Annotated in this window: 11 protein-coding genes; 6 read left to right on the top strand and 5 right to left on the bottom strand. The window is 69.2% G+C overall.

Going from position 1 to position 15,346, the window contains the following annotated elements:
* The first annotated feature begins 41 nt into the window (after positions 1-41).
* Positions 42-1,643 (top strand): aminotransferase class I/II-fold pyridoxal phosphate-dependent enzyme, encoded by a 1,602-nt coding sequence (locus tag ACFQ91_RS12470; protein WP_198500015.1) that lies wholly within the window; start codon positions 42-44, stop codon positions 1,641-1,643.
* A gap of 439 nt (positions 1,644-2,082) precedes the next feature.
* Positions 2,083-3,600 (top strand): MFS transporter, encoded by a 1,518-nt coding sequence (locus ACFQ91_RS12465; protein ID WP_232623762.1) that lies wholly within the window; start codon positions 2,083-2,085, stop codon positions 3,598-3,600.
* Between the two features lie 160 nt (positions 3,601-3,760).
* On the opposite strand, the gene ACFQ91_RS12460 is transcribed toward ACFQ91_RS12465, so the two are convergent.
* On the bottom strand, positions 3,761-4,792 hold the full coding sequence (locus ACFQ91_RS12460) for a GntR family transcriptional regulator (protein WP_232623763.1): 1,032 nt from the start codon (positions 4,790-4,792) through the stop codon (positions 3,761-3,763).
* Between the two features lie 274 nt (positions 4,793-5,066).
* Here ACFQ91_RS12460 and ACFQ91_RS12455 point away from each other — a divergent pair, with 274 nt between their 5' ends.
* Both ACFQ91_RS12455 and ACFQ91_RS12450 read left to right on the top strand, forming a co-directional pair.
* Positions 5,067-7,097: an FAD-dependent oxidoreductase gene (locus ACFQ91_RS12455; RefSeq protein WP_198500016.1), complete on the top strand. Its 2,031-nt coding sequence runs from the start codon at positions 5,067-5,069 to the stop codon at positions 7,095-7,097.
* Positions 7,094-8,218, top strand: coding sequence for a proline racemase family protein (locus tag ACFQ91_RS12450; protein WP_232623764.1), 1,125 nt, complete (start codon positions 7,094-7,096; stop codon positions 8,216-8,218). The genes ACFQ91_RS12455 and ACFQ91_RS12450 overlap by 4 nt, the downstream gene beginning before the upstream one ends.
* On the opposite strand, the gene ACFQ91_RS12445 is transcribed toward ACFQ91_RS12450, so the two are convergent.
* Both ACFQ91_RS12445 and ACFQ91_RS12440 read right to left on the bottom strand, forming a co-directional pair.
* Positions 8,219-9,463 (bottom strand): hybrid-cluster NAD(P)-dependent oxidoreductase, encoded by a 1,245-nt coding sequence (locus ACFQ91_RS12445; protein ID WP_232623765.1) that lies wholly within the window; start codon positions 9,461-9,463, stop codon positions 8,219-8,221.
* Positions 9,460-10,869, bottom strand: a complete 1,410-nt coding sequence (locus ACFQ91_RS12440; protein WP_232623766.1) for an SRPBCC family protein — start codon at positions 10,867-10,869, stop codon at positions 9,460-9,462. Before ACFQ91_RS12440 ends, ACFQ91_RS12445 begins: the two co-directional genes overlap by 4 nt.
* 265 nt (positions 10,870-11,134) lie before the next feature.
* On the opposite strand from ACFQ91_RS12440, the gene ACFQ91_RS12435 reads away from it, so the two are divergent.
* Positions 11,135-12,055 carry a LysR family transcriptional regulator gene (locus ACFQ91_RS12435; protein ID WP_198500017.1) on the top strand — a complete coding sequence of 307 codons (921 nt, stop codon included), beginning with the start codon at positions 11,135-11,137 and terminating at the stop codon, positions 12,053-12,055.
* Positions 12,056-12,287: 232 nt separating this feature from the next.
* The gene (locus tag ACFQ91_RS12430; RefSeq protein WP_198500018.1) at positions 12,288-13,238 is read left to right on the top strand and encodes an ornithine cyclodeaminase family protein; all 951 of its coding nucleotides are present in this window, start codon (positions 12,288-12,290) and stop codon (positions 13,236-13,238) included.
* Between the two features lie 44 nt (positions 13,239-13,282).
* On the opposite strand, the gene ACFQ91_RS12425 is transcribed toward ACFQ91_RS12430, so the two are convergent.
* Together ACFQ91_RS12425 and ACFQ91_RS12420 are read right to left on the bottom strand one after the other, a co-directional pair.
* A complete protein-coding gene (locus tag ACFQ91_RS12425; protein ID WP_198500019.1) occupies positions 13,283-14,056 on the bottom strand; it encodes a DUF6226 family protein in 774 nt (257 codons plus the stop codon).
* Positions 14,057-14,115: 59 nt separating this feature from the next.
* On the bottom strand, positions 14,116-15,207 hold the full coding sequence (locus tag ACFQ91_RS12420) for a hypothetical protein (protein ID WP_232623767.1): 1,092 nt from the start codon (positions 15,205-15,207) through the stop codon (positions 14,116-14,118).
* Positions 15,208-15,346 lie beyond the last annotated feature (139 nt).

Raw genomic sequence — 15,346 nt, 5'->3', positions numbered from 1 at the left:
TTGCTATTCTCCCCAAGGCCCTCATTCCCTACCCTGAAGGCATGACCGTGCACCAGGACTCCGCCGTGCCCGCGACCCCCCACGAGGATGGTCGCGCGCGCACTCACGCCCCGTACGCCGACGCTCTCGCGAAGGCCGCCGCCCGCAATCCCCTGCTTCTCCAGACTCCCGGTCACGGCGGCAACGGTGACGGCATCTCCGCAGGTCAGGCCGACTTCTTCGGCGAGAACGTGCTCGCCCTCGACATCCCGCCGCTCTTCGATGGCATCGACCTCGGCGTCGACACCCCGAAGGACGAGGCCCTCGAGCTCGCCGCCGAGGCATGGGGAGCCCGCCGCACGTGGTTCCTCACCAACGGCTCCTCACAGGGCAACCGGATGGCGGCGCTGGCCATCGGCACCCTCGGCTCGGGCGTCGTCACGCAGCGCAGCGCCCATTCGAGCTTCATCGACGGCATCGTCCTCGCCGGAATCAATCCGCGCTTCGTCTCGCCCAACGTCGATGAGGTCAACGGCATCGCCCACGGCGTCACCCCCGATTCGCTGCGCCACGCGATCCGCAGCCACCCGGAGACGGTCACGGCCGTCTACCTCGTCACCCCGAGCTACTTCGGTGCGGTCGCGGACGTCGCAGCCCTCGCCGAGGTGGCCCACGAGGCCGGCGCGATCCTCATCGTCGACGCGGCCTGGGGTGCGCACTTCGGCTTCCACCCCGACCTTCCTGCCTCCCCGGTCACGCTCGGCGCCGACGTCGTCATCATGAGCACCCACAAGCTCGCCGGCTCGTTCACGCAGTCCGCGCTCCTCCACCTCGGCGACACCGAGTTCGCCGACCGCCTCGAACCGGCACTCGCCCGCGCGTTCATGATGACGGCCTCGACGAGCGAGAACGCGCACCTCATGGCCTCGATCGACATCGCCCGCCGCGATCTCGTCAACTCCCAGGACGCGATCGCGGAGTCGCTCACGAACATCCGGCACGCCCGCGCCCAGATCGAGGGGTCGGGGCACTACCGGCTGCTCTCGGCCGACTTCCTCAGCTCCCCGGACGTCGTCGACATCGACCCGTTCCGCCTGCCCATCGACATCACCGCGACCGGCTTCGACGGGCACACCGTCCGCAAGCGCCTGGCCGAGGACTTCGGGATCTTCGCCGAGATGGCCACGGCCACGACCCTCGTCGCGCTCATCGGACTCGGCAAGTCCCCGGACATCAGCCGTCTCCTCGACGCCCTCGAGCAGCTGCGCCTGGAGAACGCCGAGGCAGACGTCCTCGCCGAGGCGGACGCTGAGGTCGTCGGGACGATCGAGCAGGGTGCGGCACCCGCGTCCGCCGACGACGCTCCGGTCGAGATCCCGCCGCTGCCGACGGCAGGCGACCTCGTCATGCTTCCGCGCGACGCGTTCTTCGCTGAGTCCGAGGTCGTCTCCGCCGCCGAGGCGGCCGGCCGGATCAGCGTGAGCTCGCTGGCCGCGTATCCTCCCGGCATTCCCAACGTCCTGCCCGGCGAGGAGATCACCCAGGAGACGATCGACTTCCTGCAGGCGGTCGCAGCCAGCCCTTCGGGACACGTGCGCGGCAGCGTCGACCCCGAGCTCGCGAACTTCCGGGTCGTCGTTCCCTCGCACACTCACGAGAACTGACGGCAACCACAGATTCACGAGGTCTGACGCCGACAGCATCCACCACATTGACGGCGCGCACGCCGGGGCGGGAGTCCCTGAGTGCGCGCCGTCGTCGTCGACCGCGCGACCACCTCGGCGGAAGAGCCTTCCCACTCTTCGGGAGCCGGAACCGCGGCAGGATTCCCTGACGGAATCATCCGTTTCGCGATGTGACCCCCGTCACGATTCGCACGTGAATAGGATCACGGCGATCTCCGCGGCGCCACAGCGCCGCTTGCCGCATGAGAGCACCGAAGCGCGGGTGCGAAATCCGCATCGGGCGGCCGGTGCTGTGCGTGATCTGGTTCACAATTGCTGTTGACAGTGCTTGCGCCCAGCGCAAAGATGAACTCCATTGCCTTGACGCCGCCGGCCGCTGCCGCGGCGTTTTCATCTCAGTCAACGTGAGGAATCAGCAATGACATCCGGCCACACCGAACCGAGCGCGGAGAGCAGAAAGCCCTTCCGCATCAAGCGGCGGTCGACGAAGAAGAAGCGCTTGGAAGCCGACGACTGCATCGTCGTCGAGCCGAAGTCCATCCGCACCGCGATCGGCGGCACGACCGTCGGCAACTTCATGGAATGGTTCGACTTCGGCGTCTACGGCTACCTCGCCGTGACGATGACCGCCGTCTTCACCGAGGGCATGGATCCGCAGATGGGACTGCTCGTCACGCTGCTCGGATTCGCCGTGTCCTTCCTCGTCCGCCCGCTCGGCGGCATGGTGCTCGGACCGCTCGGTGACAAGATCGGGCGCCAGAAGGTCCTCTTCTTCACCATGGCGACGATGGCGACGGCCACCGCACTCATCGGCGTGCTGCCCACAGCCGCACAGGTCGGCCTGTGGGTGATCATCCCCCTCTACATCCTCAAGATGATCCAGGGCTTCTCCACCGGCGGCGAGTACGCCGGTGCCACCACCTACGTCTCCGAGTTCGCCCCCGACAAGTCCCGCGGCTACTGGGCCGCCTGGCTCGACGTCGGCTCCTACCTCGGCTTCGCCGCCGGTGCCGGCACGGTGGCCATCACGAGCGTGGTGACCACGAGCATCTGGGGCGAGACCGCGATGGTCGACGGCGGTTGGAGGATCCCGTTCCTCGTCGCCATCCCGCTCGGCGTCGTCGCCATCTGGTTCCGCTTGAAGATCCCGGAGACTCCCGGCTTCGAGGCCGCCCAGGAGGAGGGCCTGGTGACGAAGAGCGCGGACGACCCGTTCGCCCGCCACGGCCTCATCGGCGTCATCCGCCACTTCTGGAAGGAGATCCTCATCGGCATCGCCATCGTCGCGGGTTCGCAGACGGTGGGCTACGCGCTGACGAGCTTCATGCCGACCTACCTCGAGGAGACGGTCAAGGTCTCGAACATCCAGGCCGCCGTCGTCACCATCCCGGTGCTCGTCATCATGTCGATCTGCCTGCCGCTCATCGGTCGGCTCTCCGACAAGCTCGGCCGCCGGTTCGTCTTCGGGCTGGCCGCAGGCATGACGATCGTCCTCATCGTTCCCGCCTTCGCCGTCATGCAGATCGGCGAGATGTGGGCGGTGACGATCGCACTGTTCATGGTCGCGCTGCCCGCGGCGTTCTACATCGCGTGCCTCGCCTCGACCCTGCCGGCGCTGTTCCCGACGGCGTCGCGCTACGGCGCGATGGGCCTGACGTTCAACCTCGGCGTCTCGCTGTTCGGCGGCACGACGCCGCTGTTCAGCCAGGCACTCATCGACCTCACCGGGAACTCGTACATGCCGGCCTTCTACATCATGTTCTTCTCGGTCATCGCGCTCGTCGCCGTGTTCTTCATGCGCGAATCCGCGCACCGGCCGCTGCTCGGGTCGTTCCCGACGGTGTCCTCGCATGAAGAGGCCGTCGAGCTCGCCAAGGGTCAGGACGAGAATCCCGACATCGACCCCGAGACCATGCCGATCGGCGCCGGGAAGTGACACAGTCCGAGCAAGTGATCTGACCTGAGGCGACGCGGCTGCGTCTGAACCGACTTCGCCGCCCTGACCAGTCACGACGAACCGGCATCGAGCATCGCCCCTTCCGCGCAGTGAGCGCGGGAGGGGCGATGTCGTCTGCTGAGAGGTCCAGCGGTGCCGTTCACTCCGAGGCATCCGAGACGGAGGCCTCGGTGCGTCTGAAGAAGTAGAGGTTGCGGGTGACGAGGTCGGCGACCGCGTCGGGCCGGTTCGCTTCGATGAGGTCGACGATGTCGATGAGCTCCTTCGCCGAGGTGACCGCGACGTTCCCGACAGACCGTGAGCTGCCGGATCCGGTCACCGAGGCGCTCGTACTGTCCGCCGCGGCGTCGGCTTTAGCCCCTGCACCGGTGGATCCCGCTCCCGAAGTCGCTTGGGCTTCGGCTCCGCCACCCGCACCGCTGGATTCCGCGCTGCCGGTTTCCGCATCACTGGGTCCTGCGTCGACGGTCGAGAGATGGCCGATCCGGGACTGGTCGCGCAGCCGCAGGCTGATCTCCGCGGCACGGCGTCCGAGGCCGAACGCGAGGAGCGACTCGTGGAACCGGCGGTCATGGGTATAGAACGCGACGAGGTCGCCGGCAACGGCCGCGGCCACCGTCGCCTCGGCATGGGTGCGCAGTCGGCGCAGCTCGTCGCGGATCGCATCGCCCGTCCCCGTGGGGACTCCGTCTCTCATCCCCGTGGGAACGGTGTCACCCGCACCGCCACCGCTTCTCCTGTCGGCGCCCTCGAGGTCGACGGCCGCAGAACCGCCAGCACCGGCAGCCGACCCCGCACCGCCCGTCCCCGTGGGGACGTCGTCATCCAATTCGCCAGCGCCCACAGCAGACCCGGGCCCCGCCTCGGCGAGCCGATCGCACAGCTGCCGCACCGCCGGCACGGCGAGGAGGACGCGGATGCGGATGATCTCCTCGAGGTCGGCCTCGGTGATCGGGACGAGGCGGAAGCCGCGGTTGGGCACCGCCTCGACGGTGCCTTCGGTGACGAGCGCCATCATCGCCTCACGCACCGGACTGAGCGAGATGCCGAGCTGCTTCGCGAGCCCGGCGGCCGAATAGATCCGATCCTCGGCGAGCTCACCCGTGGCGATCGCGTCGCGGATGATCGAGAGCGCATGCTCGCGCAGCGAGGGCTGCTTCGCTCGGTCCATGCCATCTCCCCCTGCCGGAACTCTCGACCTCCCCTGCCAGAACTATTGACAGCATAGCCCGGAGAATCCACGATGGAAGACAGGTAGTCGGTAATCGATTACCTGACAATCAGTACCGGCCCGACAAGCCGTACCGGCACCGCAACCAGTCCCGCACCGCAATCCGCTCCAGCACCGCGAACCACGACCCCGACAACCCATACCAGCCCGACAATCCGTTCCAGCCCGGTAACCCCGCTCCGGCTCCGGAACCCGTTCCTGCGATGGAGGAGGAATGGACGACCCGCTGCTCCAGCCGTACGACCTCGGCGGACTCACCCTGCGCAACCGCATCGTCTCGACCTCGCACGAGCCCGCCTACACCGAGAACGGCATGCCGACGGACCGCTACCGCCTCTACCACCGGGAGAAGGCGCGCGGCGGTGTCGGGCTGACGATGATCGGCGGGTCCGCGATCGTGTCGAAGGACTCGCCGGCCGCGTTCGGCAACATCGACCTGACGACCGACGAGGTGATCCCCTGGCTGCGCGCGATCGCCGAGGACTGCCACGCCGAGGGTGCCGCGGTGATGATCCAGGCGACGCATCTGGGGATGCGCTCGTCGAACTTCGCCGGGGACTGGCTGCCGCTCGTCTCGCCGTCACGGACCAGGGAGGCCGCGCACCGGTCGTTCACGAAGGCCCTCGAGGACTTCGACATGGACCGCATCGTCGCCGACTTCGCGGCCGCGGCCGCCCGGGTCGCCGCTGCCGGGTTCGACGGCCTCGAGATCATGCACGCCGGTCACCTCCTCGACTCCTTCCTCGCGTCCTGGCTCAACGAGCGCAGCGACGAGTGGGGCGGCGACCTCGACGCGCTCATGCGCTTCCCGCTGCGCGTCATCGACGCCGTCACCGCCGCCGTGCCCGCGGGCTTCCTCGTGGGCATCCGGATGGCCGTCGACGAACTCCGCGACGACGGCATGCGCGAGGACCGGGCGACCGATGTGCTCGAGACCTACGCCGCCCACGGCCTCGGATTCCTCAATCTCAACGTCGGCACGATCTCCTCCGATCGGGTCCTCGCCGAGGCGATCCCCGGGATGGGCACGCCCTCGGCACCGTGGCTCGAGACGTGCCGCCGGATCCGCAAGGCCATCGACATCCCCGTCCTCCACGCCGCCCGCATTGCCGACGTCCCGACCGCGCGCTACGCGATCGAGGACGGCTGCCTCGACCTCGTCGGGATGACCCGGGCACAGCTGGCCGACCCCTACCTCGTCGCCAAGATCACCGAGCACCGCGAGGACGACATCCGCCCGTGCGTGGGCGCGAACATGTGCCTCGACAGCATCTACACGTCCGGATCGGCGACGTGCATCCACAATCCCGCGACCGGCCGCGAGGCGGATCTGCCGCAGGAGGTGCCCGCGGATTCCGTCGCCGAGGCGAAGCACGTCGTCATCGTCGGCGCCGGTCCCGCCGGCCTCGAGGCCGCCCGCGTCGCCGCGGTCCGCGGGCATCGGGTCACCCTGCTCGAAGCCGATTCCGCGCCCGGCGGTCAGGTCCGCATCGCCGCCCGGTCCGAGCGTCGTCGCGACCTCATCGGGATCGTCGACTGGCGGGTCGAGCAGTGCCGCAAGCACGGCGTCGATCTGCGCCTCAACACCTATGCCGACGCCGAGGCGGTACTGGCGCTCGCCCCCGACGTCGTCATCGTCGCGACCGGCGGCATCCCCGACTCCGGTGACCTCGCCGCGTTCGACGTGTGGGACGTCATGGACGATCACCTCCGCGGTCGACAGCGCGTCATCGTCTTCGACGACCACGGGGCGTACCCGGCCCTCGACGCCGTCGAACGGCTCGCCCGCGCCGGCCAGCACGTCACCTATGTCAGCCCGGAGCGGACGATCGGCATCGACGTCGGGTCGATGAACTCCCCGGCCTACCTGCGGACGTTCTCCGAATGCGGGGTCGAGGTCCGCCTCGGCGAGCGCCTGACGACGACGCAGCCGCACGGCACCGGGGTGCGAGCGGTCCTCACCAGCGAATACTCGGACCTCGAAACGGAGATCGAGACGGATGCCGTCGTCGTCGATCACGGGACGCTGCCCAACGATGAGATCTACCTCGAGCTGCGCGACCGGGCGTCCAATCGCGGGGAGATCGACCTCGATGCGTGGGTGCGCGGGCAGCCGCAGCCGGATCCATCCGCCGAGGCGACCGGCTCGTTCGCGCTCTACCGGATCGGTGACGCGGTCGCCTCCCGCAACGTCCATGCCGCCGTGCTCGAGGGCCTGCGGGTCGGGATGGGGGTGGGTCGATGAGCAGGACGGACGACCACCGGGGAGGGCCGCGCGACATGGGCACCGTGACGACGGTCGACTATCACACGGCCGGTGAGCCGTTCCGGATCGTCCCGGAGCCCCCGGTCGACATCCCCGGGACCACCGTCGCCGACCGGCGGGCATTCGCGACCCGCTCGGCCGAGGTCGACGGGCTGCGGCAGCTCCTCTGCTTCGAACCGCGCGGGCACGCCGATATGTACGGCGGCTTCCTCGTCCCACCCGAAGACGACGGCGCCGACTTCGGCGTGCTCTTCTGGCACAAGGACGGATTCTCCACCGCGTGCGGGCACGGCACGATGGCTCTGGGCGTCTGGGCGGTCGAGTCGGGACTCATTCAGGCCGACGATTCCGGGATCACCGAGGTCGTCATCGACGTCCCCTCGGGCAGGGTCCGGGCGGCGGTGCACACGGACGAGACGGGCGGGGTCACCTCGGTCGACTTCGTCAATGTGCCGAGCCGCCTCGTCGCCACCGGCCTCCCGGTGACGACAGCACGGGGAGAGGCCGCCGTCGATCTCGCATGGGGCGGGGCGCTCTACGCACTCGTCGACGGGGACGCGTTGGGGATCGCGGTCGAGCCGGACCGCCTCGGCGAGCTCATCGCCCTCGGGAGGGAGGTCAAGGCCGCTCTCGCCGGGCATCCGGCCACCGCGCACCCGAGCGATGACCGCCTCAGCGGTGTCTACGGGACGATCATCGTCAACCGGCTCGGCACCAGCGTCGATGGTGAGGTCTGGCAGCGCAATGTCACGGTCTTCGCCGACGGTCAGGTCGACCGCTCGCCCTGCGGGTCGGGCACGGCCGCGCGCATCGCGGCGCTGAGCGCGACGGGCGAACTCGACTCGGGGCAGACGCTGCTCCACGAATCGATCGTCGGCACGCGGTTCCGGGCCAGGGTCCTCGCCGAACTCGAGGGCAGTGACGACCACGGGGACAGAGTGGGCACTGGGGGCGCTGACGGTCTCGGGGACAGTGGAAACGGCTGGGCCTCTGCCGACAGTGTCGTCCCGCTCGTCACGGGCACCGCACACCGGGTCGCGACGTGCACCTTCGAGGTCGACCCGCGGGACGATCTCGTACCGGGATTCGTGCTGCGCTGATCACCGCTCGATGACGAGGTCGCTGAGCGGCGTCGAGCAGCACGGCAGGAACCTGCCGGCGGCGATCTCCTTCGGACGGATCCCCCCGGAGTGGCGCATGTCGACCTCGCCGCTGACGAGTGTCGACTTGCACGTCCCGCACATTCCCGCTCCGCACGACGAAGGGACGGGCAGGCCGGCGGCGGCAGCGGCCTCGAGGACGGTGGTGGCGGCATCGCAGGCGACCCGCGTGCCGTTCGACGCGAAGTCGATCGCGAACGTCGCGCCAGGCACCGGGACGACCGACTGCTCGGCCCGGTGCCTGGCCACCCGGTCTGCGGGCGCGGTGCCGAAGACGAACGACTCCTCGTGCACTCTCCGGGCACCCACCGCGGCGAGAAGCGGGCGAACGGTGTCCATGTACGGAGCCGGGCCGCACACGAAGGTCTCGCGATCGCAGGCATCGGGGGCCGCCTCGGCGAGGATCTCCCGGCCGATCCGCCCGCGCGGGCCCGTCCATCTCTCCTCGGCCGCGTCCCGGGAGCAGTGCGCGACGACGCGGACTCCGGGGACGGTGGCGAGCTGGTCGAGCTCGGTCCGGAAGACGATGTCCTCAGGCGTCGAGGCGCTGTGGATGAGGACGATGTCGACGGGATCCGGCAACTGGTTGGCCAGGAGTGCGCGGATCATCGACATGATCGGGGTGGTCCCCGAGCCCGCACAGACGAAGAGGTGCTTGTCAGCAGGGTGGAAGCTGGTGCTGAAGAGGCCGTAGGGGCCGTCGACGTGGAGGGTGTCGCCGATGCGGAGAACGTCGTGGAGATGCGTCGAGACCGCACCGCCGGGCACGCGCTTGACGGTGAGGGTGAACGTGTTCGTGCCGAACGGCGCCGAGGAGATCGAGTAGCAGCGCTCGAGACCGAGCTCGGGCACGCGCACCGTGAGGTACTGCCCGGGTTCGAAGTCTGCGGAGGCCAGCCACGGTGCGCGGAGTTCGATCGTGATGATGTCGTGGGTGACCCGGGTGATCCCGACGCATTCGGCGAGACCGGTGATCCCCTCGGCCTCACCGGCCATCGTCGCGGACGGCACCGTTGCCGTCAGCACGCCGCTCACTGCGACGGCAGCTGTGGCTGCCGTGGCGGCCGAGGATGCGGGGACCGCCGCACCCGCACCCCGCGCCGGCACGCGGAACGTCGCCTTGCTCGCCGCCGCCCCTGGCCGCGGGCCTGCCTCGATGGGAAACGGTGACCGGATGTATCTCATCGCCCGTCCATCCTCTCCCGGTGTGCCGTGAGCCTCTCGATGTACCACGTGCAGAACTCGTCGAGGTGCGCCTCGGTGGGGGCGTAGGGTCCCGGCAGGTACGCCGGGGACGACACCCCGAGCTGCCCGCGCTCGCAGAACGTCGCGTCCTGTTCGTTCGTCTTCATCCACACCGTCGTGAGGTTCTCCAGGTCGTAGTCGACGCCCTCGACCGCCTCGGCGTCGACGAGCCACGTCGTGCGCACGAGCGTCCGATCCGCGGCGAGGGGGACGAGGCTGAAGGTGACGATGTGATCGCCCATCGCGTGGAACCACATGTTCGGCTGGATGTGGAGGGAGGCGCGTCCGAGGGTGAAGGTGTCGAGGTCGCCGAGCAGCTTCGCCGAGGCGGCCGATCCGTCCATCGTGTACGACTCACCCTTCCCGTCGAGGGCTGCCCGTTCGATGCGGAATCCGGTGGGGCGTCCGCTGAGGTCTTCGACGAGGGCGTAAGGCACGCCGTTGCGGTCGCAGTTGTCGTGGAGTCGGCGCTCGGCATCGAGGAAGCGCTGGTAGGCGGGTTGCAGCCGGGCCGGGATCTCGTCGGCGGCGTATCCGTAGGTGGGGAAGAAGGTGCAGGTGAGCTCCGGGTGGCCGGCTTCGCAGTGGTAGCACTCGCGGTTGTTCTCCATGACGAGCTTCCAGTTCGAGTCCTCGATGAGGTCGACCTGGGCTGCGACCTTCGCCCCGGCGATGTCGTGGGGTGCGATGTAGGGGGCGATGACGTCGGCGACCTCGGCGATGTCGTCCGGGGGCGGTCCGAGGCAGATGAAGATCAGTCCCGCGATGATTCGGACATTGACCGGACGCAGGGAGAAGCACGCGGGGTCGAAGCCCGGTGCCTGCACACCGGCGGAGATGAGCTCGCCGCCGGGGGTGTAGGTCCACTGGTGGTAGCTGCAGACGATGTTGCCCACCGACCCGGACAGGTCGTTGAGCAGCCGGGTGCCGCGGTGGCGGCAGACATTGTGGTGGGCCCGGATCGCGTCATCGTCGTCGCGGATGATGATGACCGAGTACGTGCCCACGTCGATCGTCACGTAGTCGCCGGGTTCGGGCACCTCGGCGACGGTGCCGACGAAGATCCACGTCGAGGCGAAGATCGCTTCGACGTCGCGGGCGAAGAACTCGGGGCTGGTGTAGAACGGGGCCTCGAGGGACCAGCCGGGGCGACGCTCGTCGATGAGCCGGTCGAGCGCGCCCGGTGCGCTGAGGTCGGCGGGCGGTGCGCTGAGGTCGGAGACCGAACTGCTGAATTGGGCAGCCGGCCCTCCGGGGTGGGGGCCTGGCCCACCGGGGTGGGCGGGCGCGGCGACGTGGTCGGTCGGGGCAGCCGTTGCGGACCGGGTCCGCGGAGCCATCGTCATCTCTGCACCTGCCTTTCACCTTCTGCCGCATCGTGCTCGCCTCGGCCAGTCGGGTGATCGCCTCCGCCGACGCTCCACCACACCGGGGATCGGCCGCCTCAGCGGTCGGCGTCCCCTGTACCGCCGGGGATGCGGCCGGCGGCCCCCTGCGGCTGGCGGTGAGGCGTCTGCCGAGCATCCGACATCTCGCTGTGACTCCAGTGTCGAGGCGGCAGAAGACGAAGAAAAGCGAATCATTTCGCGGATGGTCGTGAAAGAATATTGCATGATCGATCGTCGCCTCCACGTCCTCCGCGTCCTCGCCGAGGTCGGCACCGTCACGGCTGCCGCCGAGCGCCTCGGCTTCACTCCCTCGGCGATCTCGCACCAGCTGAGAACCCTGTCGAAGGACCTCGGAGTCACCGTGCTCGAACAGCACGGCCGCACCCTCGTGCTCACGCCGGCCGGTCACCTGCTCCTCGAGCGCACGCAGGAGCTGTTCACCCGGTGGGAGGAGATCCGCGGGGAGCTCTCTGAGGCAGGGCACGCCGTCAGCCAGCGGGTCCTGCGGCTGTGCGGCTTCTCGACGGCCGCGGCGAGCCTGCTGCCGCTCACCGCCGAGCGCATCATGGCGTCGCATCCCGGTGCCGGGGCGCGGATCATCGAAGCCGATCCGCAGGAGTGCTTCGACCTGCTCCTCGCCGACCAGGCCGACATCGCCGTCGTCGTCGCGACCGATCCGCTGCCGCCGCGCAGCGATGCCCGGTTCGAGCAGTCCGCGCTCTTCACCGACCGTCTCGATCTCCTCGTCCCCGGCCATCATCGCCTCGCCGGACGCGAGTCGGTGGCTCTCGGCGAGGCGGCCGAGGAGAAGTGGATCCTCGATCGGCCCGGCACGCCCTACCACCGCCTCGTGCGCACCGCCTGCGCCGCCGCGGGCTTCGTCCCCGAGGTCGCCCATGAGTCCCATGAATGGGAGACGGGCGCCGCGCTCGTCTCGGCCTCGCTCGGCGTCGCGCTCGTCCCCCGCCTCGCTCACCTGCCCGAGGGCTATGACGCCGTGCGCGTGCCGCTGCGCGGGGATCCCGTCCCGGCCCGGAAGATCCTCACCGGGATCCGCAGCGGGTCGGCGGGGCAGCCGCTCATCGCCGCAGCGCTCACTGTCCTCACCGAGGCGGCTGACGCCGTCGCCCGACGCACGACGTGAGGATCCATCGCTCAATGCTCACGCGTGGCACCCGGGGTGCGACTCTGCGATGGCGGCCGGCACGACAGTGCGGCCCGACTCACGGACAGTGCTTCGCCCTGTGGTCGGCATCACCTAGCCTGGTGGTGACCGCCCCTGCCACCCGGTGCTCCGCTCCGTCGGATGTCCGCACACCCGATGGCCCGCAGCACCGTCGCAGCGCGAGGGGTCCGCAGTGAGGAAGGACGTGACGATGAACGATGTGACCTACCTCGACGCCGACGCGGTGGTCGCGGCCCTCACCCCCGCCGAGGCGGTCGCCGCCCTCCGCGAGGCACTGGCCGGGGATTTCGATCCGGCCGATGACATTCCGCGCACGATCGCCGACATCAGCGCCGGCAACATGATCTTCATGCCCTCCGAGCTCGGCGCATGGGTCGGGGTCAAGCTCGTCGGCGTCTCGGTCGACAATCCCGACCACGGCCTGCCGCGCATCCAGGGGCAGTACCTCATGTATGCGGCCGAAACGCTGCAGCTGCGCACGGTCATCGACGGTGCGGCGCTGACGACCCTGCGCACGCCGGCGGTGTCGGTGGCGGCGGTCGAACCGGCGCTGTCCCGGTTCACCGGTCCCGTGCGCGTCGTCGTCTTCGGGGCGGGCCCGCAGGGCGTCGGACACGTCGACACCCTGCGCGAGGTCCTCGACGTCGATCTCGCCGATGTCGCGTTCGTCGTCCGGCATCCCGACCGTGTCACCGCCGGGGTCCGTGAGCGCGGGCGTGTCATCGCAGCGACCACCGCCGAGGCGAACGCCGCCCTGCGGGAGGCCGACATCGTCGTCACGGCGACGACGGCGAGCAGCCCGCTCTTCGACGGTGACCTCGTCCGTGAGGGTGCGATCGTCATGGCGTGCGGTTCGCACGACCCGCACGCCAGGGAGCTGCCGGCGTCGCTGTTCTCCCGCTCGGCGGTCGTCGTCGAGGATGTCGGCACCGCGCTGCGCGAATGCGGGGACGTCGTGCTCGCGATCACCGACGGCGCACTCGACGCGGAGACTCTCATCACGATGAAGCAGCTGAGCACCGGCGAGGTCGTCGTCGACGACGATCGGACGCTGATCTTCAAGGGGTCGGGGATGTCGTGGGAGGATCTCGCGGTGGCCGCGAGGCTCACCGAGGAGGCATCAGCCGCCTCGGCGGGGTGAACCGCCTCGGCGGGGTGAACCGCCTCGGCGGGGTGAGCCCGAACTCAGGCCCAGTCCTGCATGGGACGCGGTGACCAGTCGTCGAACCACGGGCGCGCCCGGTGCTTCGCGGGTTTGTGCGCGGCGTCGCCGGAGAGCTCTCCGGCCGCGTCGAACGAGGTGCGGTAGCCGGAGTACTGTCCGCCGGACTGCGCCTCGACGGAGCCGTCGACGATCGAGAAGATGAGGCTGTCGAGCTGCTGGAGGAGGACGTCGGAGCCGTAGTCGCAGAAGTCGCAGCCGCAGTCGGGCACGCGGGCCAGGGACACCGCGGGATCGCCGAGGGCGATGACGACGTTCGCGACGAGGTCGACGCCGTGGTCATCGGGGACGTAGTCGTTGAAGCCGATGACGAGTTCGGGGTTGTCGGGGACTCCGCTGGTGAGCACCTCGGCGTGATCGGCGGATGCGAGGAACGGATCATCGGTCGCCCAGTCGACGTCGGCGGTCTCCCGTGCGCTGCCTCCCCGCCGGCGCAGGACGTTGATCCATGCGCGGGCCCGGGCGTGGACGATGTCGAACTTCGCGTGGTCGGTGACGTCGGCCTGATCGTCGGGGCCGTTGACCCTGCCCCATTCGAAGTCGGGATTGCGGTGAGGGTCGTCCCACCTCGGCGTGTCGGCTCCGGTGATGAGGAATTCGTCCTCGACCTCGCGGAACATCTCAGCGGCCCGATCGGACACCGGCATCGTCGCGATCGCATGGTTCCACCGCTGGTCAGAGCGGTCATCGAAGGATCGGGCAAGGTTGGTTCTCAGCTCTTGCCACCAGAAAGTCATGGTCCGATCTTAGTCCGGGTTCCGCGTCGGACCGGCGGGGCCTCGGCCGAGGTGGTTCCTCAGTCCTGCAGACGCGTCGTGCCCTCATACCCTCCTGAGGTATTCAGCTGCTTCGCGTAGCAGTTGTCGGGACCGAGACCGTTGGACGAACACCACGACAGCGCGTCCTCGGGATCGTCATAGCCGATGCCGACGATCGTCACCCAGAAATCATCTTCTTTGAAACTCGCGAAATCCCCCGACCACACCAGTTGTACGCGCGGATATTCCTTTCGCATCTGCTCGTGTTCGGCGAGAATGTCCTTCGGCTCCCACGTCTTCCCCTCCGCTTCGAGTCCGACTTTCTTCGAGCTCAGCTGGGGCACCCATTTGCCGTCGAGGTCGGCGATGACGGTCTTCCGATCCGTGGTGACGATCTGGTCGAGCGCCTGCTTCGGGTCGGCGGGAAGCGTGGGGGACGACTCCGGATCGTCGCTCGGTGCAGCGTCCTCGCTCGGCCCGGCGCTCGGAGCCGTCGAGGCGTCCTCGCCGGCCGGTGCCGTCGTCGCTGCGACAGTGGAGTCCTCGTCACCGTCCCGGTTGAGGAACATCATGGCGCCGAATCCGATCGCGGCCGCGGCGATGACCGCGAGCACGACGACGGCGGCGATGAGTCCCTTGCTGCGCCGAGGCGGCTGACCGGCGGGTGCGGCGCCGGCGGGGATGTTTCCGGGCGGCGGCTGGTTCGGGCCCGGTGGACTCGGCGGTGGCTGCGGGAATGTTGCGCCGGGTGGAGTTCCGGGCCAGGCCGCAGCGTTGGACGGCGGCGTTGCCGCGTTCGCGGGCGGGGCTCCTGGTGTTCCGGTCGCCGCGGACTGCGAGCGCGGGGGCCGCGCGGGGTTCTGCTCGGCGATGTAGGGCGTGTTCGGTTCCCCGCCGCCGCGGCCCCAGCCCGTATCGGCGCTCTGGCCCCAACCGATGTCGGTGCGTCCGGCGTCAGCGCTTCCGGTGTTGGCGCCGTGACCCCAGCCGGTGTCGGACTGCCGACCCCATCCCGAGTCGCCGTTCTGGTTCCACGCATTGTCGGCACGAGGATTCTCCGCTCGAGCGCTGCCCGCCGAATCATCGCGCGGCCATTCGTCGCCGTTGCCCTGGGGCGGTTTCGTGCTCATCGGCAGCTCCAGATCACTTGTCGGTCGAAAAGTTCTCTTCTCGGAAACTTCAATCGCCATTCTCAGCCTAATATAAGGGCATCACTACAACTGAATGGATCGGTGGAAACATCGATCTGCAGGGAAACCGCAGTCAGAC

It is taken from the genome of Brevibacterium sp. NPDC056726 (genome assembly GCF_042790515.1).
Taxonomy (GTDB): domain Bacteria; phylum Actinomycetota; class Actinomycetes; order Actinomycetales; family Brevibacteriaceae; genus Brevibacterium; species Brevibacterium sanguinis.
Note: the sequence above shows the minus strand (reverse complement) of the source record. Positions and strands in the feature narration are given on the sequence as shown.

What these genes read in the sequence shown, in the direction of transcription:
- ACFQ91_RS12455 (WP_198500016.1), top strand. Translation starts at nt 5,067, where the DNA reads ATGGACGACCCGCTGCTCCAGCCGTACGACCTCGGCGGACTCACCCTG.
- ACFQ91_RS12465 (WP_232623762.1), top strand. Translation starts at nt 2,083, where the DNA reads ATGACATCCGGCCACACCGAACCGAGCGCGGAGAGCAGAAAGCCCTTC.
- ACFQ91_RS12470 (WP_198500015.1), top strand. Translation starts at nt 42, where the DNA reads ATGACCGTGCACCAGGACTCCGCCGTGCCCGCGACCCCCCACGAGGAT.
- ACFQ91_RS12450 (WP_232623764.1), top strand. Translation starts at nt 7,094, where the DNA reads ATGAGCAGGACGGACGACCACCGGGGAGGGCCGCGCGACATGGGCACC.
- ACFQ91_RS12420 (WP_232623767.1), bottom strand. Translation starts at nt 15,207, where the DNA reads ATGAGCACGAAACCGCCCCAGGGCAACGGCGACGAATGGCCGCGCGAT.
- ACFQ91_RS12445 (WP_232623765.1), bottom strand. Translation starts at nt 9,463, where the DNA reads ATGAGATACATCCGGTCACCGTTTCCCATCGAGGCAGGCCCGCGGCCA.
- ACFQ91_RS12435 (WP_198500017.1), top strand. Translation starts at nt 11,135, where the DNA reads ATGATCGATCGTCGCCTCCACGTCCTCCGCGTCCTCGCCGAGGTCGGC.
- ACFQ91_RS12440 (WP_232623766.1), bottom strand. Translation starts at nt 10,869, where the DNA reads ATGACGATGGCTCCGCGGACCCGGTCCGCAACGGCTGCCCCGACCGAC.
- ACFQ91_RS12425 (WP_198500019.1), bottom strand. Translation starts at nt 14,056, where the DNA reads ATGACTTTCTGGTGGCAAGAGCTGAGAACCAACCTTGCCCGATCCTTC.
- ACFQ91_RS12460 (WP_232623763.1), bottom strand. Translation starts at nt 4,792, where the DNA reads ATGGACCGAGCGAAGCAGCCCTCGCTGCGCGAGCATGCGCTCTCGATC.
- ACFQ91_RS12430 (WP_198500018.1), top strand. Translation starts at nt 12,288, where the DNA reads ATGAACGATGTGACCTACCTCGACGCCGACGCGGTGGTCGCGGCCCTC.